General features: G+C 70.3%; 19 protein-coding genes. 10 read left to right on the forward strand and 9 right to left on the reverse strand.

Features of this window, described 5'->3' with window-relative positions; all coding sequences use genetic code 11:
• Nucleotides 1-104 precede the first annotated feature (104 nt).
• The 5 genes from FB561_RS10805 (at nucleotide 105) to FB561_RS10825 (ending at nucleotide 3,060) form a co-directional block, all read left to right on the forward strand.
• Nucleotides 105-302 carry a hypothetical protein gene (locus tag FB561_RS10805; protein WP_145805621.1) on the forward strand — a complete coding sequence of 66 codons (198 nt, stop codon included), beginning with the start codon at nucleotides 105-107 and terminating at the stop codon, nucleotides 300-302.
• A gap of 84 nt (nucleotides 303-386) precedes the next feature.
• Nucleotides 387-638: an acyl carrier protein gene (locus FB561_RS10810; protein ID WP_012918196.1), complete on the forward strand. Its 252-nt coding sequence runs from the start codon at nucleotides 387-389 to the stop codon at nucleotides 636-638.
• Nucleotides 635-1,891 carry an AMP-binding protein gene (locus FB561_RS10815; RefSeq protein ID WP_145805624.1) on the forward strand — a complete coding sequence of 419 codons (1,257 nt, stop codon included), beginning with the start codon at nucleotides 635-637 and terminating at the stop codon, nucleotides 1,889-1,891. Before FB561_RS10810 ends, FB561_RS10815 begins: the two co-directional genes overlap by 4 nt.
• Entirely contained in the window at nucleotides 1,884-2,630 is a 747-nt protein-coding gene (locus FB561_RS10820) for an SDR family NAD(P)-dependent oxidoreductase (protein WP_145805626.1), read from the forward strand. Before FB561_RS10815 ends, FB561_RS10820 begins: the two co-directional genes overlap by 8 nt.
• Nucleotides 2,611-3,060: a hypothetical protein gene (locus FB561_RS10825; RefSeq protein WP_145805628.1), complete on the forward strand. Its 450-nt coding sequence runs from the start codon at nucleotides 2,611-2,613 to the stop codon at nucleotides 3,058-3,060. The genes FB561_RS10820 and FB561_RS10825 overlap by 20 nt, the downstream gene beginning before the upstream one ends.
• Before the next feature lie 32 nt (nucleotides 3,061-3,092).
• On the opposite strand, the gene FB561_RS10830 is transcribed toward FB561_RS10825, so the two are convergent.
• A complete protein-coding gene (locus tag FB561_RS10830; protein ID WP_145805630.1) occupies nucleotides 3,093-4,484 on the reverse strand; it encodes an FAD-binding oxidoreductase in 1,392 nt (463 codons plus the stop codon).
• 160 nt (nucleotides 4,485-4,644) lie between these two features.
• On the opposite strand from FB561_RS10830, the gene FB561_RS10835 reads away from it, so the two are divergent.
• Entirely contained in the window at nucleotides 4,645-5,841 is a 1,197-nt protein-coding gene (locus FB561_RS10835; RefSeq protein ID WP_238334759.1) for a DUF2786 domain-containing protein, read from the forward strand.
• Here FB561_RS10835 and FB561_RS10840 read toward each other — a convergent pair.
• The 3 genes from FB561_RS10840 to FB561_RS10850 form a co-directional block, all read right to left on the reverse strand.
• Nucleotides 5,833-7,008, reverse strand: coding sequence for an MFS transporter (locus FB561_RS10840; protein WP_145805632.1), 1,176 nt, complete (start codon nucleotides 7,006-7,008; stop codon nucleotides 5,833-5,835). The two genes, FB561_RS10835 and FB561_RS10840, sit on opposite strands and share 9 nt — an antisense overlap.
• A 69-nt stretch (nucleotides 7,009-7,077) precedes the next feature.
• Nucleotides 7,078-7,800: a glycosyltransferase family 2 protein gene (locus FB561_RS10845; protein WP_238334760.1), complete on the reverse strand. Its 723-nt coding sequence runs from the start codon at nucleotides 7,798-7,800 to the stop codon at nucleotides 7,078-7,080.
• A gap of 58 nt (nucleotides 7,801-7,858) precedes the next feature.
• Complete coding sequence (locus FB561_RS10850) at nucleotides 7,859-8,542, reverse strand: class I SAM-dependent methyltransferase (RefSeq protein ID WP_145805636.1); 684 nt, start codon at nucleotides 8,540-8,542, stop codon at nucleotides 7,859-7,861.
• A gap of 180 nt (nucleotides 8,543-8,722) precedes the next feature.
• Between FB561_RS10850 and FB561_RS10855 the strand changes: the two genes are divergently transcribed.
• The 3 genes from FB561_RS10855 to rfbD are packed head-to-tail and all read left to right on the forward strand — an operon-like array spanning nucleotide 8,723 to nucleotide 12,395.
• On the forward strand, nucleotides 8,723-10,996 hold the full coding sequence (locus tag FB561_RS10855; RefSeq protein WP_145805638.1) for a hypothetical protein: 2,274 nt from the start codon (nucleotides 8,723-8,725) through the stop codon (nucleotides 10,994-10,996).
• On the forward strand, nucleotides 10,996-11,556 hold the full coding sequence (locus tag FB561_RS38565) for a dTDP-4-dehydrorhamnose 3,5-epimerase family protein (protein WP_145805640.1): 561 nt from the start codon (nucleotides 10,996-10,998) through the stop codon (nucleotides 11,554-11,556). The genes FB561_RS10855 and FB561_RS38565 overlap by 1 nt, the downstream gene beginning before the upstream one ends.
• Nucleotides 11,556-12,395, forward strand: coding sequence for a dTDP-4-dehydrorhamnose reductase (rfbD, locus tag FB561_RS38570; RefSeq protein ID WP_145805642.1), 840 nt, complete (start codon nucleotides 11,556-11,558; stop codon nucleotides 12,393-12,395). The genes FB561_RS38565 and rfbD overlap by 1 nt, the downstream gene beginning before the upstream one ends.
• Nucleotides 12,396-12,398: 3 nt before the next feature.
• Here rfbD and FB561_RS10870 read toward each other — a convergent pair whose 3' ends face one another.
• Nucleotides 12,399-13,004 (reverse strand): TetR/AcrR family transcriptional regulator, encoded by a 606-nt coding sequence (locus FB561_RS10870; RefSeq protein WP_145805644.1) that lies wholly within the window; start codon nucleotides 13,002-13,004, stop codon nucleotides 12,399-12,401.
• Nucleotides 13,005-13,127: 123 nt separating this feature from the next.
• On the opposite strand from FB561_RS10870, the gene FB561_RS10875 reads away from it, so the two are divergent.
• Entirely contained in the window at nucleotides 13,128-14,642 is a 1,515-nt protein-coding gene (locus FB561_RS10875) for an MFS transporter (RefSeq protein ID WP_145805646.1), read from the forward strand.
• A gap of 42 nt (nucleotides 14,643-14,684) precedes the next feature.
• Here FB561_RS10875 and FB561_RS10880 read toward each other — a convergent pair whose 3' ends face one another.
• The 4 genes from FB561_RS10880 to FB561_RS10895 all read right to left on the reverse strand — a co-directional run bounded on the left by FB561_RS10880 (nucleotide 14,685) and on the right by FB561_RS10895 (nucleotide 20,568).
• Nucleotides 14,685-15,383, reverse strand: a complete 699-nt coding sequence (locus FB561_RS10880) for a nucleotidyltransferase domain-containing protein (protein WP_145805648.1) — start codon at nucleotides 15,381-15,383, stop codon at nucleotides 14,685-14,687.
• Complete coding sequence (locus FB561_RS10885; RefSeq protein WP_145805650.1) at nucleotides 15,380-16,363, reverse strand: GNAT family N-acetyltransferase; 984 nt, start codon at nucleotides 16,361-16,363, stop codon at nucleotides 15,380-15,382. Before FB561_RS10885 ends, FB561_RS10880 begins: the two co-directional genes overlap by 4 nt.
• Nucleotides 16,364-16,424: 61 nt before the next feature.
• Complete coding sequence (gene argS / locus FB561_RS10890; RefSeq protein ID WP_145805652.1) at nucleotides 16,425-18,113, reverse strand: arginine--tRNA ligase; 1,689 nt, start codon at nucleotides 18,111-18,113, stop codon at nucleotides 16,425-16,427.
• A 226-nt stretch (nucleotides 18,114-18,339) separates the two neighbouring features.
• Nucleotides 18,340-20,568: a bifunctional glycosyltransferase/CDP-glycerol:glycerophosphate glycerophosphotransferase gene (locus FB561_RS10895; protein ID WP_145805654.1), complete on the reverse strand. Its 2,229-nt coding sequence runs from the start codon at nucleotides 20,566-20,568 to the stop codon at nucleotides 18,340-18,342.
• Nucleotides 20,569-20,578 lie beyond the last annotated feature (10 nt).

A 20,578-nucleotide genomic window follows, 5' to 3' on the forward strand; every position in this document is an offset into this window, starting at 1 on the left:
AGGTAATCGGCGTCCGGAGTCTGCGCACCTGAACCGTTTACCCCGTGGTCCGCTCCGTTTACCCTGAGTAGGCGAATCCACCGGTCCGGTCACCGGGAGGCAGCATGCCCGCACAGCACATCGGCGGCCTACCCGTCGAAGAACTCCTCGCCGCCGCCCTCGCAGCCGCGACTCCGCTCATCGCCCTGCTCGGCTGGGAAATCCGCGACCGCCTCCGCCGCCTCCGCACCGGCATAAACCGCCTCCGCCCAGGCAGCGACCGTTCCCACCCCGACGAACAAGTCCTGGACACCAACCAGTGATCGACGACGCCGGACGTGAGGTGGGCCACGGGGAGGTGGGCGCGAATCGTGCCTGGATGGGCGCAGCCGCTAGGCTCTGGGGCCATGAGTGAGTTGACGCGCGCCCAGATCCGGGACCTGATGGGCGAGGTGATGAAGGCGCAGGGCAAGGAGCTGCCGAGCGACGACAGCGCCGACCTGCGGGAGATCGGCTTCCGGTCCCTGGACTTCAGCGAGCTGGCCCTGCGGGTCGAGGACGAGATCGGTGACGAGCTGAACTTCGACGCTCCCGGTCTTCGTCAGATCGCCAAGGTCGGCGACGTCCTGGACTTCATCGAGCAGCTCCAGTCGGCGTGACCACGCAGCGCCGGACGACCGCCCTGATCGGGGACGACAACCGCGTCGTCGTCGGGGGCAAGACGCTGACCTGGCGGACGCTGCACAAGCTGCCGCAGCTGCCGTCGCCCGCCGCTGTCCTGGTCGACAACGGTGCGGACGCGCTGGCCGCTGTCCGGCATCACGCCGTGCACGGCACCGAGCTGCTGGTCGCCACCTCGTCCCGGGTGGACCCGAGCATGCGCGAGGAGCTCGGCGAGTCCGGGTTCGCCGTGGTGATCGCGAAGGACGACGAACACTCCGTCACCCCCGCGAAGCTCAAGCGGGTGGAGGAGTCCGGCCGGGTCTGGCTGCTCACGTCCGGTTCGACCGGCCGGCCCAAGCGGATCGGCCACACCCTGGAGACCCTCACCACGGTTCGCGGGCAACAGCAGCCGCGCACCTGGCTGGTCCCGTACTCCCCGGGCACGTACGCCTGGTGGCAGGTCGTGACGCTCTCGCTGACCCAGGCCGACCAGGGCCTGGTGGTGATCGAGCCGTCCGAGCTGGAGACCTGGCCGCTGATCGCCGCCGAGCACGGCGTCACCGCGGCGTCGGGTACGCCGACGTTCTGGCGGCAGACGATCTACCGCGACACCGAGGCCCTCGCGAAGGTCCCGCTGGAGCAGATCACGCTCGGCGGTGAGCCGGTCGACCAGGCCATCCTGGACCGGCTGAAGGAGATCTTCCCGCAGGCCCGGATCTCCTGGATCTACGCCTCCTCCGAGGTCGGCGCCTCGATCGTCGTGCACGACGGTAAGGCCGGCTTCCCGAAGGCCTGGCTGGACCGCGTACCGGACCCGGAGTCCGAGCGCCCGCTGCTGTCCGTCGACGGCGACGAGCTGGTGATCGCCTCACCGCACCACGGCGCCGGCCTGGACGGTGCCGTCCGGACCGGCGACCGGGTCGAGTTCGTCGACGACCGGGTGCTGATCACCGGGCGGCTGGACACCGACGAGATCAACGTCGGCGGCTCGAAGGTGTCGGCCGGCCTGGTCCGCAACGTGCTGATGGCGCATCCCGCCGTCGCGTGGGCCCGGGTGTTCGCCCGCAAGGCCCCGCTGGTCGGCCGGATGGTCGCGGCCGAGGTGGTCGCGAACCCCGAGCTCGGCCCGATCACCGACGCCGACCTGGTGCAGTGGTGCACGAACAGGCTGCCGGACTACGGCGTCCCGCGCCGGATCCGCTTCCTGGCCGAGATCCCGCAGAAGGAGACCCTGAAAAGCGATGTCTGACCTCAACCTGGTGCCGCCGTCGAAGGTCGTCCTGGTGTCCGGCGGTTCCCGTGGCCTCGGGCTGGCCATCGTGACCGACCTGGTCGACCAGGGCGTGAAGGTGGCCGCGTTCGCCCGGACGGTGACGCCGGAGATGACGGCGCTGGCCGAGAAGTACCCCGACCAGGTCCACGTCGGCTCGGTCGACCTGACCGACGAGAAGGCCGGCCAGGCGTTCGTCAAGGAGGTCGAGGGCAAGCTCGGCCCGATCGACGGCATCGTCAACAACGCCGCCATCGGTCAGGACTCGCTGCACGTCCACACCTCGGCCGACCAGATCGCCGCGATCATCCACACGAACCTGACCGCGCCGCTGGTGCTGACCCGGTACGTGCTGCGCCGGATGATGGCGAAGGGGCTGAAGGGCCGGATCGTCAACATCACCTCGATCTGCGCCCAGCGCGGCTACCCCGGCCTGGTCGCGTACTCGGCCACCAAGGGCGGCATGGACGCGGCGACCCGCTCGCTGGCCCGCGAGCTCGGCGGCCGCGTCCTGGCGAACTCGGTCGCCCCCGGCTTCTTCGCCTCGGAGATGTCCGCGGTGCTCGGCCAGACCCAGCTGGAGCAGATCGTCCGGCGTACCCCGACCGGTCACCTGACCGAGCCGGAAGAGGTCGTCCCGGTGGTCCGGATGCTGCTGGTGGACGACACGAACATCAACGGCCAGGTCATCGTCGTCGATGGCGCGGCCGGAATCTGACCTGCTCGACGCGGCCGAGTCCCACCTCCGGGTCGGCTCGGCCGCGGACGTCGCCGACGCGATCACCCGGGCGCACCTGCCCGACTTCCGCGCCGTCGGCTGGTACGGCGTCCCGCCGGCCGGCTGGTCGGTCGCCATCGACGCCGAGTACGCCGACCAGGTGATCCCCGCTCCGCTCGTCCGCCGGTTCGGGCCGGACCGGTTCTGGGAACGCTGGACCCGCGCCGAGTGCCTCTGCAAGCTCGCCGACCTCCCGATGCTGGCCTGGTGGCCCGTCCACGGTCTCGACGTGCCGCCCGACTTCGCCGGGGTCTGGCGCACCCTTCAGCTCGAACCGGCCGAGGCCGACGAGGTCAGGCGGTTGATCGTCACGATCGCCCTGGCCCCGACCGTCGCCCGTCCCAGCCTCGCGCCCTCGGTCCAGCCCTGATGGCTCAGCCCTGATCGCTCAGCCCTGATCGCTCAGGCAGGGGCGATGTTCGCGTTCCGGCGGAACAGGTTGTCCGGGTCGTACTCCGCCTTGATCCGCGCCAGCCGCTCGTACTTCGGCCCGTACGCCGCCTGCACCCGGTTGGCCTCGGACTCGCTCATCGCGTTGACGTAGCTGCCGACGCCGGCCGTGTGGGGTTGCAGCGAGGTCCACAGGTTCCGTACCCAGCCGCGGTCCGCGGCGAGTTCTTCGGGCGTCTGGCAGACCGCGATCATGAACACCGCCCACCGCGGTGACCGTCCACCCCCGAAGGCCGTGGCGTCTTCGTCGACCGCGGAGTACGCGTGGTCCAGCCGGTAGAGGAGCACCACCGATCCCGGCGAGGTCTTCCGCGGGAACCACTCGGTCAAGACGTCGATCGCGTCGGTCGACAGGCTCTCCAGGTAGCTGCCCTTGTCGTAGGCGAAGTGGCCCCACGCGTTCGCCTCGTCGATCAGCTGCTGCAGGGCTGTGTACGGCATCGGGGTGGCGAAGTCGAACAACGGGGTGAGCTCCGCCGCGAACCGCGCGACCACCTCCTCGTGCACCTCGGCCGACCCGAACCCGGTGATCAGCAACGCGTACCCCGGCTGCATCTGCAGGTGCTCCGGCACGAACGGCGCGGGTGGTGCGTTCAGCGCGGCGACCACCACGTTCACGTCCTGCGGCAGCTCCGGCACCAGCTCCTCGGCCAGCCGGAACATCGCGGCCCCCTGGTCCAGGCCGTAGAAGAGGATCGCCCACTGCACCAGCGGACCCACCTCGTGCAGCCGGAACTCGAACTCGGTGACGACGCCGAAGTTCCCGCCGCCACCGCGGATCGCCCAGAACAGGTCGGCATGGTCGTCGTCCGAGACCCGCAGGATGTCACCGGCCGCGGTGACCACCTCGGCGGACACGAGGTTGTCGATGCTCATCCCGGCCTTGCGGGTCAGCCACCCCATCCCGCCACCGAGCGTGAGCCCGCCGACGCCGGTATGGCTGACCATGCCGGCCGGCACGGCTAGCCCGTGGGCCTGCGTCGCCGCGTCCAGCTGCCCGAGCAACGCGCCGCCGCCGACGCGGGCCCGCTTCGCCTCCGGATCCACCGTGACGTGGTTCAGCAGACTGAGGTCGATCATCAACCCGTCGTCCAGCACCGCGGTCCCGGCGGGCGAATGGGCGCCGCCGCGGACCGAGATCTCCAGCCCGTGCCGGGCCGCGTACCGCACCGCGGCGCTCACATCCGCCGCGCTCGTACAGCGCGCGATCGCCCCCGGCCGCCGGTCGACCGCGGCGTTCCAGATCCGCCGCGCCTCGTCGTACCCGCTCTCACCGGGCGCGAGAACCGGTCCGGCCACCTGCTCGCGTAAGTCGTCGAGCGCACTCCCTGCCAGCTGTGTCATGACGTCCTCCCCGGAGTCGAGCCATCACCCTACGTGCTCGTCCCCTCGGGCGATGGTGCCTATCCACAACCCTCGCAGAGCCCTACGCCTTGAGGAAGCCCACTCGGCCGCTGTGGACAACCGCCGACCCGGATTTCGTGAACCTGGGAGACTGGGACGTGTGAGTGAAACGGAGATCCTGCGGCTGCTGCGGGAGGCGGTGACCGCTGCGGACGTCGATCCGTACCTCGCCAAGCTCGGGCAGTTCGACGAGTCCGGTCCCGCGCTGGTGGACCAGGGGGTCACCGAGTTCCTGACCCAGCTGGTCCGGTCGGCCTGGGAGCGCGGCTGGGCCCCGGCGGACGTGGTCCAGCACGCTCGGCGGCAGCTGGAGTCCGGCGCGGAGCCGCTGCTGCTCGCCGTGATCGCTGCCGAACACCGCGCCTACAAGGCCGCCCTGGTCGACCCGCGCTGGAAGGACCAGCTCACCGACGTCGGGATCACCCGGCCGTTCCCGGCGTTCGAGCTGACCCAGTGGTCGGCGGGTCAGCGCCTCGGCCGGTACCTCGCGCTGCACCTGACGGTCGAGCTCGCCCGCTTCCTGTGGACCCTGCCCGGCCTGGCCCGGATCTTCCCGCTCCCCGGCTCGGCAGCTCGGACCGCGAAGCGCGCGGGATCCGCCGTCGACGGCAAGATGCTGGCCCGGATCCGCGGGCTGCTCGCGAAGGCGGAGGCGACCGAGTTCCCCGAGGAGGCGGAGGCGCTGTCGGGGAAGGCGCAGGAGCTGATGGCGAAGTTCTCCCTCGACCGCACCCTGGTCGAGGCCGGGCCCGAACTGCCCGACGACTCAGGAGCGCGCCGGATCTGGGTGGAGACCCCGTACGTGTCGGCGAAGGCGCAGCTCGTCGGCGCGGTCGCGTCCGCCAACCGCTGCCGCACGGTCAGCATGGACGCGCTCGCCGTGGTCACCGTCGTCGGCGCCGAGCTGGACCTGCAACTGACCGAGCTGCTCGCGACTTCCCTGCTGGTCCAGGCGAATCGCGCAATGCTTGCCGCGGGCAAACACTTCGGTCATCGCGGCGAGTCCCGGACCAGGTCGTTCCGGCAGTCCTTCCTGATGGCGTACGCCCAGCGCATCGGCGAACGCCTGGAGGCGGTCACCGAGACGACCACCGAAGCGGCGCTCTCCGAGGCCGACCGGGATCGGCTGTTGCCCGTGCTCAGCAAGCGCGAGGAGCAGGTGGACGCCTTGTTCACCAAGCTGTTCCCGCAAACGGTGACCCGCCGGACCCGGATCACCAACGGCGCCGGCTGGCACGCAGGTCTCACCGCCGCCGAGCTGGCCCAGCTCCACCCGCACCGCCCGGTCTCACGCTGAGTCCGTGCTCCGGGTCGCGGCGACTGTGGCCGCGATGAGGACCAGCACCACCGCGAGACCGGCAAGCCCGAAGGCCAGCGTGGTCGCCACAGCCAGGCCGCCCACCAGCAACGGCCCACCCGCGTCGCCCAACTCCCGGCCGACCTCGGCGGCACCCATCGTCCGGCCGAGGCGCTCCGGCGCGGTGTGCGCGGCGAGATGCGCGAACCCGATCGGCGTCGCCACCCCGGTCCCCAGCCCGACCAGGACCGCGGCGAGCGCGATCCCTACCAGGGTGGGGATCGCGGCCGCGCTGACCATCCCGGCCGCGGTCACCGTCAATCCACCGGCCATCCCGAGCCGGTCGCCCAGCCGGCCCGCGTCCCGAAGCCTGCCCGCGATCGGCTGTACCAGCGCAGCGGTTGCCGCAAGCAACGAAACTAGCGCGCCGGTGACGACCGGCCCGAGCCCGTCCCGCGCGCCCGCGACCGGGAGGAAGCCGACCCCGACGGCCAGCGCCGCGGTGGCCCCGGCCAAGGTCGCCGTCGGCCGCAGGAATCCGCCTGTACCGAGCTGACGGGCCAGGTCCACGATGGTCTGCCGTTTCCGTGGCAACGGCTCGACCGTGGGCACCGCGATCGCGGCCCAGACCGCGACCAGGAGAGCCAGACCGCCGAGCGTCGCGAACAGCAGGGAGTACCCGCCGAGCGTGATCAGGACGCCGCCGATCACCGGGCCGAGCGTGTACCCGAGTCCCTTCCAGGCGCCGTATCCGCCGAAGGCGCGACCGTGTCCGGTACGGGGCGTCAGCCGGGCGACGAGGGCGCCTGCGGCCGGGGAGAACGCTGCTGCGGCTGCGCCCTGACCGAGGCGCGCGAGGAACACCAAGGCGGGATCACCCGACGGGACGAACGCGATCGAGGCGAGCGCGAACGCGATCAGCCCGCCGAGCAGGACCGGCCGCGGCCCGATCCGGTCCGCCAGCGATCCGAACACCGGCTTCAGCAGCACCTCGGCCCCGTCGTACACGGCCAGGATCAGGCCGAGCGTGAGCAGCGAGGCGTGCTGTTCGCCGGTGAAGCCGCCGAGGCTGGCCGCCACACTGTGCGCCCCGAAGGCCGTGACGAAACCCGCCGCGTACAACGGCAACAGCCGGGCGCGGCCCTGCTCGGTCACCTGCTCGCTCATCGGTCCTCACCCAGCATGACAAAGCGGCGTGAGTCCGGGGGACTCACGCCGCTTCGCCGAAGCAGTGGATCAGGCCGCGACGCGGGCCGGCGCCGGACGGGGCCGGCGGCCGATCGTCTTCAGCCGGGTCTTGAGCACCAGCCGGATCATCTCCAGGCCGAGCGTGACGGTCTTGCCGAAGTCGCCGGTGACCGACGAGACGCCGACGCGGGCGTGGTAGTTCACCGGGATCTGCACCATCCGGGCCCGGGTGACCACGGAGATCAGCAGCATCTCCAGGCCGTACGCCGAACCGGGCAGCGTGGAGCGGTCCAGGATGGTCTGGACGTGCTCGCGGGTGATCACCCGGAAGGTGCAGCCGACGTCGCTCATCGAGGCGGTGTTGAACAGCACCTCGAGGAACTTGGCCACCGCCCAGTTGCCGAACTGCAGGAACCAGCCCATGTTGGCGCCGTCCCAGATGAAGTTCGAGACGGTCCGGGACCCCACCACGACGTCGCACTCGGCCGAGAACGACAGCAGCTTCAGCAGGTCCTCGGGGTTGAACGTGCCGTCCGGCTCGCAGACGCAGACCAGGTCGGTGTCGACCTCGCGCAGCCCACGCTGGATCGCGGCGCCGTAGCCCTGCCGGGTCTCGATGATCTCCCGCGCGTTGGTACTGGCGACCTCCTCCGAGGTGCCCTCCGCGGCGTTGTTGTTGATCACCAGGATGTCGTCGACCACACCGAGCTTGTCGAACCGGCGGATGACGTCGGCGATGCTGTCCTTCTCGTTGTAGGTCGGAAGGACCACGGACAGTGTTTTACCGTTGAACACGTTTCTGCACCTATCGGTTTGACCGGCGAGTCTGTCAGCGGGACGCGACGACGAGCATCTGCCCGGCCAGCGGCTTGATCGGGGAGCGCAGGTACCAGGGCACCACGAAGGTCAGGTTGCCGCCCTTGGACTTCAGCGTCAAAGGCATGAACTTCGGCTTCACCGCGTCGATCTTCCAGCCTTCGGCGACCAGGTAGTCCTGCAGCGACTGGTCGGTGAAGATCGAGACGTGGGTGAAGTCGTCGAAGTACCGGCCCGGGTTCAGCCGGAAGTTCGGCTGCATCAGGATCAGCCGGCCACCGGGACGCAGGACCCGCTTGGCTTCCGAGAGCAGCCGGTCCGAGGCATCCCGGTACAGGTGCTCGAGCAGGTTGGAGGCGAACACCACGTCGAAGGTGCCGTCCTCGAACTTGCCCAGGTCGGTGCAGTCACCGACCACCGGCTCGACGTGCGCGGCGGCGGCGCGGTCCACCGTGCTGTCGAGGTCCATCGCGACGACGCGCTTGGCCTTCACGTTGTTGGAGAAGTCGCACCAGCCGGCGCCGAGCTCGAGGACCTCGGCGTCCGTGCGGACCCATCTCTGCAGGTAGTTGCAGAGGTGCTGCCAGATCTTGGTCCGGTTCGCGTTGTGCGCCAGACGTGTTTCGAAGTAGTTCGACACGTACGTGCCGTCCGGCTCGCCGTCCTGCGAGGCTTGGGCGAGGGGATCGTCGGACAAGATAGCTCTCCTCGGAAGCGTGCGCCGTGCGCGCATCAGCGGGTCACCCTACCAGCGCTCCGGGTTATCCGCGCCCTGACCGCGTGGGTCTGCCCTCGCGACGGGGCTATGCTGCTGCCCGACCCGGCCGCCGCGCCCCGGCCCGTGCACTGTGCGTAATGCCCGTTTGTTAGGAGCCTGATGTCACAGACCGCCGAGATGTCGTCCGCTGCGAAGACGGCACCTCCGGACAAGAGTACCGACGGGCGGTTCGGCCGGTGGTTCTCCACCGGTTTCAGCGCGTTGGTCCTGCTGGCCGCCACTGCCTTCTTCCTGGGCACGGCGGTGCAGGCGGATCTGCCGGCGAGCGCCGCGGTGATGGCGCTGCTGGGACTGGTGGTGACCCAGTTGTTCCCGGGCGTGTTGCTCTGGCGGGCCGTCCGGCCGAACCGGGGCTGGTGGATCGAGGACGTGATGATGGGCCTCGCCATCGGCTTCATGCTGGCGATCGGCGCCCAGATCGTGGCCGGCCTGACCCAGCAGAAATGGCTTTCCGCCGCGCTTCCGCTGGCGTTGGCTGTTCTCCTACTGGCCGTCCCGCGCAGTCGCGCGCGGATTCGCCGAGTGCGGACCACGGCGGTGCCGTTGTGGTGGATGCCTGCGGTGGCAGCGACCGCGCTGTACGGCGTGCAGGATCTGCACCAGTACTACCACCGTGAGCCGCTGACCTGGACGAGCGGTTTCCGGGCCCCTTATATCGACGCGTACCTGCACCTGGCGCTGTCCGGCCAGCTGCAGCACCGCGGACCGACCAGCTTCCCCTGGGTCGAGAACGCCCCGATGGCGTACCACTGGTTCAGCCACGCGTGGATCGCCCAGGTGGCGACAGTCTCGGGCACCGGCCTGGACGAGGTGCTGTTCCGGTTCATGCCGGCCCTGATGCCGCTGGCGATCGTGCTCGTCGTCGCCATCGCCGCGGTCCGGATCACCGGCAAGCCGTGGACCGGTCCGGTCGCCGCCCTGCTCTGCATCGCCGGCTCCGAGCTGAACCTGTTCGGCATGTCGACGCTCGGCTACCCGATGTCGCCGCTCTCGCCGAGCCTGGCCCCGTCGGTACCGCTGCTGATCGCGATCGTGATCCTGCTGGTGTTCCGCTGGCGCAACCAGATGGGCCGGCTCGGTCTGCTGCTGATCCCGCTGCTCGCGCTCGCCGCGTCCGGCACCAAGGGCTCGACGATGCCGCTGGTGGTGGCCGGGGTCGGGATGGCCTTCGTCGCGATGGCGCTGTTCGACCGGTCCCGGTTGAAGGGCCTGATCCTGGACGGGGTGCTCTGCGCGGGCGCGTTGATCCTCGCGCTGGTGGTCGTCTTCCAGGGCTCGGACTCCGGTCTGCACGTCCAGTTCCACGACGCCGCGATGGCGACCCCCGCGATCACCCGGGTCGGCGAGCTGACCACGACCACGATGGCGTTCTCGTCGATCGTCGCGGTCCTCGGCATCCTGGCCCGCGGGACCGGGTTGCTCTGGCGGCTGACCACCTCGGAAGGCCGGCGTGACCCGGTCACCTGGCTGCTGCTCGGCGCCGGATTCGCCGGGGCGGCCGCGGTCGCCGTCTTCGCCCACCCGGGCTCGAGCCAGTACTACTTCGCCCGCACCGCCGGCCCGCTGCTGGCGATCGGGTCCGCGGTCGGTCTGGTCACCATGGTCGACAAGCTGCAGAGCCGGTGGTGGCGGGCCACCCTGATCGGCCTGGTGCTCGGCCCGTTCCTGCTGCTGCTGCCGATCTGGACGATCGGGGTGATCGTGCCGAACCACGGCGGCCTGATCCACGCCACCAAGATGATCGTCGTCGGCCTCGCGGTGCTGCTGGTCGCCGGCGCGATCGCCTGGTTCGTGACGCCACGGCAGCGGTTCACCGCGTTCTTCGCCGCGATGACGGTCGCCGTCCTGGCCGCCGGGGTCACTTCGGTGACCCGAACCCAGATCGAGGCGCTGCCGGTCCCGCCGCTCAAGCCGGTCAAGGCGACCGCGTACCTGGCGGTCGGCAAGGACCAGATCGAGGCGGCCCGGTGGATCCGGGACCACTCCGACGTCAACGACGTGGTGATGACGAACCGGCACTGCACCACCCCGATCGCGCCGAAGAAGTGCGACAGCCGCCGCTTCGTGGTCGGCGCTTTCTCCGAGCGGCAGATGCTGGTCGAGGCCTGGACGCCGACCGTCGAGGCGAACCGGCGCGGACCGAACGGCCGCGACTCGATCACGGTCGACTACTGGAAGCCGGAGATCCTGGAGCTGAACGACTCGTTCGTGGCCCAGCCGGACGCCGCCAAGGCCCAGCAACTGCGGGACCTCGGCGTGCGCTGGATCATGGTCGACTTCACCCGTCCGCACGCGAAGACCCTCGAACCGTTCGCCAAGGAACGGTTCCGCAACGGATACGCCGCCGTCTACGAGTTCCCCGAGGCAGGATGATGACCGGACCGACCGTCACCGAGACCACGATCCCGGGTGTGCTGCTCGTCGAACTGCAGGTGTTCGACGACGGTCGCGGCTGGTTCAAGGAGAGTTACCAGCGGGAGAAGCTGGAGAAGCTCGGCCTGCCCCGGCTGGAGATCGTGCAGAACAACGTCTCGTACAACGCCGAGGCCGGCGTCGTCCGCGGGATCCACGCCGAGCCGTGGGACAAGTACATCTCGCCCGCGTTCGGCAAGGTGTTCACCGCGATCGTCGACCTGCGCGAGGGCCCGAGCTTCGGCCGGCTGGAGACGTTCGAGCTGACGCCGAACCAGGGCCTGTACGTCCCGCGCGGTTGCGGCAACTCGTTCTGCACGCTGGAGCCGAACACGGTCTACAACTACCTGGTGAACGCGCACTGGTCACCGGACGCGAAGTACACCCTGGTGAACCTGTTCGACCCGCAGCTGAACGTGCCGTGGCCGTTCCCGAAGGAGCAGCTCATCTACAGCGACAAGGACGCCGGGCACCCGCTGCTCGAAGCCGTCGACCCGATCCGGCCGGACTGGGACGACTGATGGCCGTCCTCGTCACCGGAGCCGGCGGCCAGCTCGGCAAGGCGCTCGGCGGCCGGCTCCCGGACGCCCGCCTGGTCACCTCGGCCGAGCTCGACATCACCTCGCGGCCCGCGCTGGACGCCTTCGACTGGACCGGGATCACGGCGATCGTCAACGCCGCCGCCTGGACCGCGGTCGACAAGGCCGAGGACGCCGAGCACACCCTGTCCGCCTGGGACGTGAACGCGACCGGCGTGGCGAACCTGGCCTGGCACGCGCGCCGGCTCGGGATCCCGCTGGTCCACGTGAGCACCGACTACGTGTTCGACAGCGCGGACGGATTCCTCGCCGTCGACCAGCGGATCGACCCGCAGGGCGTCTACGGCATCACCAAGGCGGCCGGCGAACTCGCGGCCCGGCTCGCCCCGACGTACTACGTGGTCCGGACCAGCTGGGTCTTCGGCGACGGGCCGAACTTCGTCCGGACGATGCTGCGGGTCGGCGCCGACCGGGACGAGCTCACCGTGGTCGGCGACCAGTACGGGCGGCCGACGTACACGGTGGACCTGGCGGCGGCGCTGATCGGCCTGCTGGACAGCGGTGCGCCGTCCGGCACGTACCACGCGACCGGCGACGGCGACGTGGTGTCGTGGGCGGACTTCGCGGCCGCGATCCTGGAGAACTCGAGCTGCAAGGTCCGCCCGATCAGCTCCGAGGAGTACAGCGCGGGCAAGACCAACATCGCGCCGCGGCCGTCGAACAGCGCGCTCGACCTGTCCGCGCTGGAGGCGGCCGGCGTCCGGATGCGCGACTGGCGGCAGGCGCTCGCGGAGTACCTGCTGGAGACCGACCGCGGCTGACGGTCAGGCCGAGGCGGCCGGGTTCGGACGGAGCCCGGCCAGGACGATGTCGAGCAGCCGGTACGCCTGGTCGGGATCGAGGTCCGGCAGCATCGTGATGCCGCCGGCCAGCCGCAGTACGTCCACCAGCTCCAACTCCTCGCGCACCACGCCGGCCTCCTTGGCCCGGCCCAGCAGCAGCTCCCCGGCGTCCCGGACGTTGAGTTTGCAGACCGCGAAGAATTCGGAGTCCTTGCCGAGCGCCGCGGTCAGCTCGGAGGCCAGGCTCTTCTTCGACACGTTGTAGGTGACGAAGCTGCGGATCCACGCGGCCAGCGCCTCGAACGGGTCCAGCTCCTGGTGGAACTCGTACGCGCGGTCGCAGACGGACTGGATCTCGTCCACGTAGACGGCCTCGAGGAGCGCGGTCCGGTTCGGGAAGCGGCGGTACAGCGTGCCGATGCCGACGCCGGCCCGGCGCGCGATCTCCTCCAGCGAGGTCCCGGTGCCGTGCTCGGCGAACGCCTCCCGCGCGGCGGTGACCAGCAGGTCGTAGTTCCGCCTCGCGTCGGCTCGGGTCGGGCGCAGGTCCGGCAGGGCCGCCGGGCCGGGCGCAGCCGACGAACTCATCGCAAACCTCCTCGGAAAACCGCTTGAAAAAGCGGAGGAACCCTCCGTATCGTATCCGGAGGAGCGCTCCACTTTTCCGCTGTCACCACTCTAGCCCCTCCGGGGTAAGGAGCAAGTTCTCATATGTCGTCCACCTCCGTGGCGCCGTCCGGCGCCGGGTCCGGCACGCCCGCACGACGGCCGGGCGTCGTCCTCGCGGTCATCCTCATCACCCAGTTGATGGTGATCCTCGACGGCACCGTGGTGAACATCGCGATGCCCAAGATCCAGCACGCGCTCGACTTCAGCCCGGCGAACCTGTCCTGGGTCCAGAACGCGTACGCGCTCGCCTTCGGCGGTCTGCTGCTGCTCGGCGCGCGGGCCGGCGACCTGCTCGGCCGCCGCCGCGTCTTCGTCGCCGGCGTCTCCGTCTTCACCGCCGCGTCCCTGCTCGGCGGTCTCGCCCCGAACGCCGAACTGCTGCTCGCCGCCCGGGTTCTGCAAGGGATCGGCGGCGCGATCGCCGCACCGGCGGCGCTCACGCTGCTGATGCTCACCTTCAAGGAAGGGCCGGAGCGGATGAAGGCGCTCGGGCTCTACAGCCTGGTCTCGTCCGGCGGCGCGAGTGTCGGCCTGGTGGTCGGCGGCATGCTGACCGACTGGGTGTCGTGGCGCTGGGGCCTGTTCATCAACGTCCCGATCGGGATCGCGCTGGTGCTCGCGGCCCGCGTCGTGCTCAGCGAGACCGCGCCCGAGCAGGGCCGGTTCGACGTGGCCGGCGCGCTCACCTCGACGCTCGGGATCACCGCCCTGGTCTACGGCTTCATCCGTGTCGCCGAGGCGGGCTGGGGTTCGACCGAGGTGCTGGTGGCGTTCGCCGCCGGCCTGGTCCTGCTGGTCGCGTTCGTGCTGATCGAGCGCCGGGTGAGCCACCCGATCGTGCCGCTGCGGCTGTTCCGCGACACCGACCGGGTCGCGGCGTACCTGACCATGCTGCTGATGGTCGGGACGATGTTCGGGATGTTCTTCTTCCTGACCCAGTACCTGCAGGGCGTGCTCGCGTTCAGCCCGCTGGCCGCCGGTCTGGCCTTCCTGCCGATGACCGGTCTGCTGTTCGCCTCGTCCCGGATCGTGCCGCGCCTGGTCGGCCGGCTCGACAACGGCCGGATGATGATCGCGGGCGGGATCTTCGTCCTGCTCGGCATGCTCTGGCTGACCCGCGCGACCGTCGACAGCAGCTACCTCGGGGGCGTGGTCGGCCCGCTGCTCCTCTTCGGGACCGGTGCCGGCCTGATCTTCATCCCGCTCACCGGCCGCGCGCTGGCCGGGGTGAAGCCGGAGGACGCGGGTGCCGCCTCGGGGCTGCTCAACGTCCTGCAGCAGGTCGGCGGCGCGCTCGGCCTCGGCATCCTGGTCACCGTCTTCGGTACGGCCAGCCGCAACGCCACCCCGAGTACGACGAACCCGGTCGAGGCGACCCGGCAGATCCTCACCGAGGGCGTCCACGCGGCCTTCATCGGGTCCGCCGTGTACGCGGCCCTGACCCTGCTCGTCATCACCCTCGGCGTCCGCCCGTGGAACCGCCGCAAAGCGGTCAAGCCGGAAACCGCCACCGAACCGGGCGCGGTCGAACCGGCCATCGTGGATTCCCACATCTGAACGAAAGAACGGTCCTGGCCATCCCGGTCAGGACCGTTCTTCTCAGGTGTCAGGTCGCTCGCCGGCCAGCTGGTAACCGGCGAACAACGGCCCACCGGTCGACGCCAGTACCCGCCGAGCCAACTCGGCCACCGCGGTCATGTCGCCCTGCCGGCCCAGCCAGTCCTTGGCGAACGCCGGGTCGCAGTCGTCGAGCTCACGCAGCAACCACTTCCCGGACCCCACCCAGTGCCGCCGGATCAACAACGTCGCCTCGGCAACGCGCAACCACAACAGGGCACCGATCACCGACCGCTCGTCGTCCGGCGCATGATCGAGGTCGTCGAGCAGATCGGTCAGCCCGTACCGCAAGGTGTCGAGCTCGTCCGTCGTGAGCGGATCCGGACCCGCGGCGAGGACCTCACGACAGCGGGCCTGGTACGCCGTCGCGTCCCCGGCCACCGATTCGCCGAGCCCGACCATCCGGTGCAACGCCGGCCGCCTTCCCGGGAGATCCTTGCCCAGGTAGTGGTCCAGGCTCGCGGCATCGTGGACGAACAACTCCACCGCCCAGCCCGCGAACCGCCGGGACTCCCGCCGCGGTACTCCGTCACTCCCGTCGGGCAGCAGCACCACGACGTCGAGATCGGAGCCCGCGGTCCGCGCGTTGGTCAGTACGCTGCCGCCGAGCACGACCCAGTGCGCGGTCGGGAACACCTCCGCCGCCAACGCCCGAGCGGCTTCCCGGGGATCGTCGATCACGTGATCGGGAGGCGGTAGGTGGCCCAGGTGCTCTTCGTGGTGAAGCCGAGGTGTTCGTACAGGCCCAGTGCGCCGGTCGGGTTCTCGGCGTCGACCCCGAGGGACGCGCGCTGGAATCCGGCCCGCTCCGCCTCGGCCATCACGCGGGACAGCGCGACGGCGGCGAGTCGCCGGCCTCGGTGCGAGCGCTTGGTCCCGACCTGGCCGACGTAGACCTCGCGGATCCCGGTGGCCTCGGTGTCCGCGACGTACTCGTAGCCCAGCGTGTACGTCACGATCTCGTCGCCGTCGAGGACCAGGTACGACAGGTTGCCGCGGAACGCGCGGGACCCGGTGAACCAGGTCTTCCAGCTCTCCGCGTCCTTCGGCGTCGATCCCCAGTGGTCCAGGAACACCTCGTTGTGCGCGAGCCGCAACGGCTCGTCGTACTCGGGCGAGAAGCCGACCAACCGCAGTCCCTCGGGCGCCGGGAGCTCGGTGATCGGCTGGTCGAACGGCCTGGTCATGTCGAAGAAGTACCGGCACTTCTCGAACCCGGCCCCGGTCAGCAGAGCCTCGGCGCCCGCGTTCGTGGTGATCACGCCGGTGTTGATCTCGCCCGTGGTCCCGGGCTGCCGCTCCCGGTGGAATTCGCCCGCCCGGCGGACCAGCCAGGGCAGCAGCGCTGAGCCGATCCCATGGCGACGCCACTGCGGGTGGACGGTCCCCTCCGTACGGACCCGGTGGACGTCGAGCACCAGGTCGGGGCCGCGGACCACGCCGTACCCGATCAGCTCACCGCCGGACCACAGCCCGATCGTGTCGCGCGCGGCGTCCAGCTTCGGATCCGCGAGCTCCTCGAGCAGGTCGTCGGCGTCGTAGTTCTCGCCTTCGGAGTCGGCCTTCTCCTTGGCCGCCAGCAGCTCCGCCCACGCGGGCGCGTCGGCCTTGTCGATCGGCCGCGCCTCGATCCCGGCCGGCCACCCCTCGTTCGTGCTCATACCCACAGACGGTAGAGCCGCACCCCAAGTACCGGCACCCGAATTACGGCGTCCTCCGTCCTCACATGGCGTCCGGAGCCTGGATCCCCAGCAAGGTGAGTCCTTCGTGCAGCACCTTCCGGGTCGCCGTGCACAGGGCGAGGCGGCTGGTCCGGACCTCGCCCGCACTCGTCAGCACCGGACACGTCTCGTAGAACGCCGACAACGCGGTCGCCAGGTCGTACAGGTACGTGCACAACCGATGCGGCTGCAGCGTCGCGGCGACCTGGTCCACCGCATCGCCGAAGCCGGTCAGCAACAACGCCAGCCGTTGCTCGGCCGGCTCGGTGAGCACCGTGACCTCACCGTCGAACTCGCCCGCCTTCGCCAGCAGCCGGGTCAGCCGGGCATGCGCGTACTGCAGGTACGGTCCGGTGTTGCCGGTCATCGCGACCATCCGGCCGAGATCGAAGACATAGTCGTTCGACCGGTCGTTGGACAGGTCGGCGTACTTGATCGCCCCGATCCCGACCGCCCGCGCCACCGCGTCCCGGTCGATCCCGTCCCGATCCGCCAGCAACGCACCGGCCCGCGCGATCGCCTCGTCCAGCAGCGACACCAGGTACACCGTGCCGCCGTCCCTGGTCCGGAACGGCTTCCCGTCCGGTGCGAGAACGGTGCCAAAGGCAACGTGCTCGGCGGGAACTGCCTCAGGCAACCAGTTCGCCGCCCGGGCGAGCGCGAAGATCTGCTGGAAGTGCAGCGACTGCCGATGGTCCACCACGTACACGATCCGGTCGGCGTGCAGGTCGTCGACCCGGTGCCGGACCGCGGCCAGGTCGGTCGCGCTGTACCCGAATCCGCCGTCGGACTTCCGCACGATCACCGGCAACGGCGACCCGTCCCGGCCGACGAACCCGGGCAGGAACGCGCACTGCGCACCACCCGACTCCGTCAGCAGACCAGCGTCCCCCAGCTCCGCCACGACCCCTGGCAGCGCGTCGTTGTACGCGGACTCACCGACCACGTCCGCCCGGGTCAACGGTGACCCGAGCAGGCCGTACACCCGGTCGAACTCCGTCAGCGAGACCTCGACCAGCTGCCGCCAGATGTCCACGGTCACCGGGTCCCCGGACTGCAGCAGGACGACCCGCCGCCGGGCCTGGCCGGCGAACCCGGCATCGCCGTCGAAATGCCGCCGCGCCCGTTGGTACAGCTGCTGCATCTCTTCCAGGTCGAGGTTTCCGGCCTTCGTCCCCTCGTCCAGCAACTGCTCGACCATCATCCCGAACTGGGTGCCCCAGTCACCGACATGGTTCTGCCGGATCACCTCGTACCCGGCGTACCGCAGCACGTTGCACAGGGCATCACCGATCACGGTCGACCGGAGGTGGCCGACGTGCATCTGCTTGGCCACGTTGGGCTGCGAGTAGTCGACCACCACCCGAAGACCGTTGCCTGGTCGGGGACCAGGCAGCGCGTTGACGGCCGTGGCGAGGGCGGACGGCAACAAGGTGAGGTTGACGAAACCCGGTCCCGCGATCGTGGGCGGAGCACAGAGGTCGTCCACCTGGAGGTGCTGGACGAGCGCGGCCGCGAGTTCGCGCGGTGGCCGGCCGAGCGTCTTCGCCAGCCGGAGCGCGAGGTTGGTCTGGAAGTGGCCGAACTCGGGTTTGGTCGCGGCCCGCAGTTCGGGGTCGACGGTGGGCAGCCCGAAGGCCGCCTCGGCGGCGGAGATCAGCCGTGCGGACAGAACGGGAACAACGGACATGACGTGACGTCCTTCGAGGAACGAGGCACCGGAACAGGAGGATGGGGTGTTCAGACGGTGCGTCGTCGTCGCAGGCCGGGGCACAGGCGCAGGGCGCTGCGGCTCACCGGGCTTGTCGACATGCGGACCATTATGCATGCCGTTCCCGGAATCACCGCACTCGATCGCTGCCGCCGAGCTGCGGCCGGTGACCGCGTGGACCGCCGCCGGTGCGGCCGGGGCGGAGCTACAGCCCGTGCGGTGACGGGGCCGGGCGGCGATCGGCGAGTGGTACCACCGGAGGCAGGTCGGTCTCGCCGAGGAACACCCGGCGGACCACCCGCTCGGCGGCCCGGCCGTCGTCGAAGTCGCAGAACCGCTCCCGGAACAGCTGCCGGTGCTTGGCCGCCTCCGCCGCCGCGAACCGCCCGGTCTGCAACGCGGTCAGCAGTTCCTCCGGCGATCGCGCGACCAGCCCGGGCGGGAACTCGGTGATGTCGAAGTAGGTCCCGCGGGTGGTGTCGTAGAACCCCTTGTCGTCGGCCAGCAGCATGATCGGCCGGTCCAGGTTCGCGAAGTCGAAGGTGATCGACGAGTAGTCCGAGATCAGCACGTCGGCGGCGAGCATCAGGTCGTCGACCCGTGGGTGCTCGGAGACGTCGACGACCCGGTCGGACCGGTGCTCGGGCGCGCCGGCCGCGAGCGAGTAGTGGGTCCGGACCAGGACCCGGCCGTGGTCACCGGCGGCCGCGGCCAACCGGTCCAGGTCGAGGTGGATGCCGTCGCCACCGAGATCGATCAGCCCGGCCGGGGTCCGGACCGCGTCCTTCGCGTCCCGCCAGGTCGGGGCGTACAGCACGACCAGATGCGAGTCGTCGAAGCCGAACCCGGCCCGGATCGCCCGGACGTCGTCGGCCGTCGCGGTCAGCAGCCGGTCGTTGCGCGGGAACCCGGTCTCCAGCTCCTCGAAGTACGACGGGTAGGTGCGCTCCCAGATCTCCGAGGAGTACCGGTTCGCGGAGAGGTTGAAGTCCCACCGGTCCACCTGGCGCATCAGCTCGTCCAGGTCGAGGTCCTTGGCCGCGACCGGGTAGTGCCTGAGATCGGTGCCCATCGTCTTCAGCGGCGTCCCGTGCTGGGTCTGCAGGTGGATCTGCCCGTCCCGCTTCTCCAGCTCCTTCGGCAGGTTCATGTTGCTGACGAAGTACGTCGCCTTGCGCACCAGCTTGTCGTACGCGGGCGAGCCGGCGACCACAAACTCGACCCCCTCGGGGATCGCGGCGACGTGGTCCGCGTCGATCACCCAGACCCCGCGCAACTGCGGGACCAGCTCGGCCGCCTTCTCGTAGATCGCGCGCGGGTTGCAGGCGTACTGCTGAAACCAGTACGCGGCGAAGACGGCGAGGTTCGGGTCGAGGTCACCGCGGTGCAGCAGCCGGTCGACCGCCTTGCGCGGACTCGGGACGTGCAGCACCTTCGAACTCAGCTTGAGCGTCGAGTAAGTCGCGTAGTCGTCGTGGATCAGCATCCACCGCTTGAATCCGCGGCTGGTCCGGTCGGCGGCGTACCCCTTCGGCTTCCACCGCTTCGCGAACGCGTGCGCCGCGTGGAAGAACTCGGCCCGGTCCTCCGGCGCGAGCCGCTCGGGCTTGGCCAGCACCGCGAGTACGTGGTCCAGCGACCGGTCGAAGGCGAACCGCCGCCACCCGGCCAGCTCCGGGTCGGAGGCGATGAACGCGTGCACCCGGTCGTACTGGTCGAAGATGTCGAACTGCCGCCGGGTCGGCGTCGCGTACCGGCTGCCGCCCGTCCGGTGCTGCCGATGGTGCACGACCACCCGGTCCAGCGTCGCGATCCGCCCGGCGGTGAGCATCGTCGAGTACGTCCACGGCGCGTCCTCGTAGTACCCGGAGGTGAAGGCGAAGCCGTGCAGGGCGAGGAAGTCGCGCCGGTACGCCTTGTTCCAGACGACCTCGAGGAAGGTCAGGAAGACCGGCCGCTCGGCCGCGGTGAAGACGCCCTCACCGTCCCGCGCGAACGCGTCGTGCTGCTGGTTGCGGACCACCCGGCCGTCCCAGAAGATCCGCTCGTAGTCGAACAGCACCAGATCGGGCCGCCCGGTGGCGTCGATCCGCGCGGCCAGCGCCGCCAGCGAACCGGGCAGGTACAGGTCGTCGGCGTCGAGGAACAGCACGTACTCGCCCCGGCACTCCCGGAGCCCCGCGTTCCGGGCTGGGCCGGGGCCGACGGTCTCGGCCAGCCCGATCACCCTGACCCGCGGATCGGCCTCGGCGTACTCGGCCAGGATCCGCGCGCTGCCGTCGGTGCCGGCGTCGTCCACGCCGACGATCTCGAAGTCGGCGAACGACTGGCTCAGCAGCGAGTCCAGGCACGACCGCAGCCAGGCCCGCCCGTTCCGGCACGGGACCACGATGCTGAACCGGGGGGCTCCGGTGGAGTCGGTGCTGGGGGCCATGGGAGGCCAT

This window comes from Kribbella amoyensis (genome assembly GCF_007828865.1).
Taxonomy (GTDB): domain Bacteria; phylum Actinomycetota; class Actinomycetes; order Propionibacteriales; family Kribbellaceae; genus Kribbella; species Kribbella amoyensis.

What these genes read in the sequence shown, in the direction of transcription:
- FB561_RS10805 (WP_145805621.1), top strand. Translation starts at nt 105, where the DNA reads ATGCCCGCACAGCACATCGGCGGCCTACCCGTCGAAGAACTCCTCGCC.
- FB561_RS10810 (WP_012918196.1), top strand. Translation starts at nt 387, where the DNA reads ATGAGTGAGTTGACGCGCGCCCAGATCCGGGACCTGATGGGCGAGGTG.
- FB561_RS10820 (WP_145805626.1), top strand. Translation starts at nt 1,884, where the DNA reads ATGTCTGACCTCAACCTGGTGCCGCCGTCGAAGGTCGTCCTGGTGTCC.
- FB561_RS10825 (WP_145805628.1), top strand. Translation starts at nt 2,611, where the DNA reads ATGGCGCGGCCGGAATCTGACCTGCTCGACGCGGCCGAGTCCCACCTC.
- FB561_RS10830 (WP_145805630.1), bottom strand. Translation starts at nt 4,484, where the DNA reads ATGACACAGCTGGCAGGGAGTGCGCTCGACGACTTACGCGAGCAGGTG.
- FB561_RS10840 (WP_145805632.1), bottom strand. Translation starts at nt 7,008, where the DNA reads ATGAGCGAGCAGGTGACCGAGCAGGGCCGCGCCCGGCTGTTGCCGTTG.
- FB561_RS10855 (WP_145805638.1), top strand. Translation starts at nt 8,723, where the DNA reads ATGTCACAGACCGCCGAGATGTCGTCCGCTGCGAAGACGGCACCTCCG.
- FB561_RS38565 (WP_145805640.1), top strand. Translation starts at nt 10,996, where the DNA reads ATGACCGGACCGACCGTCACCGAGACCACGATCCCGGGTGTGCTGCTC.
- rfbD (WP_145805642.1), top strand. Translation starts at nt 11,556, where the DNA reads ATGGCCGTCCTCGTCACCGGAGCCGGCGGCCAGCTCGGCAAGGCGCTC.
- FB561_RS10870 (WP_145805644.1), bottom strand. Translation starts at nt 13,004, where the DNA reads ATGAGTTCGTCGGCTGCGCCCGGCCCGGCGGCCCTGCCGGACCTGCGC.
- FB561_RS10875 (WP_145805646.1), top strand. Translation starts at nt 13,128, where the DNA reads ATGTCGTCCACCTCCGTGGCGCCGTCCGGCGCCGGGTCCGGCACGCCC.
- FB561_RS10885 (WP_145805650.1), bottom strand. Translation starts at nt 16,363, where the DNA reads ATGAGCACGAACGAGGGGTGGCCGGCCGGGATCGAGGCGCGGCCGATC.
- argS (WP_145805652.1), bottom strand. Translation starts at nt 18,113, where the DNA reads ATGTCCGTTGTTCCCGTTCTGTCCGCACGGCTGATCTCCGCCGCCGAG.
- FB561_RS10895 (WP_145805654.1), bottom strand. Translation starts at nt 20,568, where the DNA reads ATGGCCCCCAGCACCGACTCCACCGGAGCCCCCCGGTTCAGCATCGTG.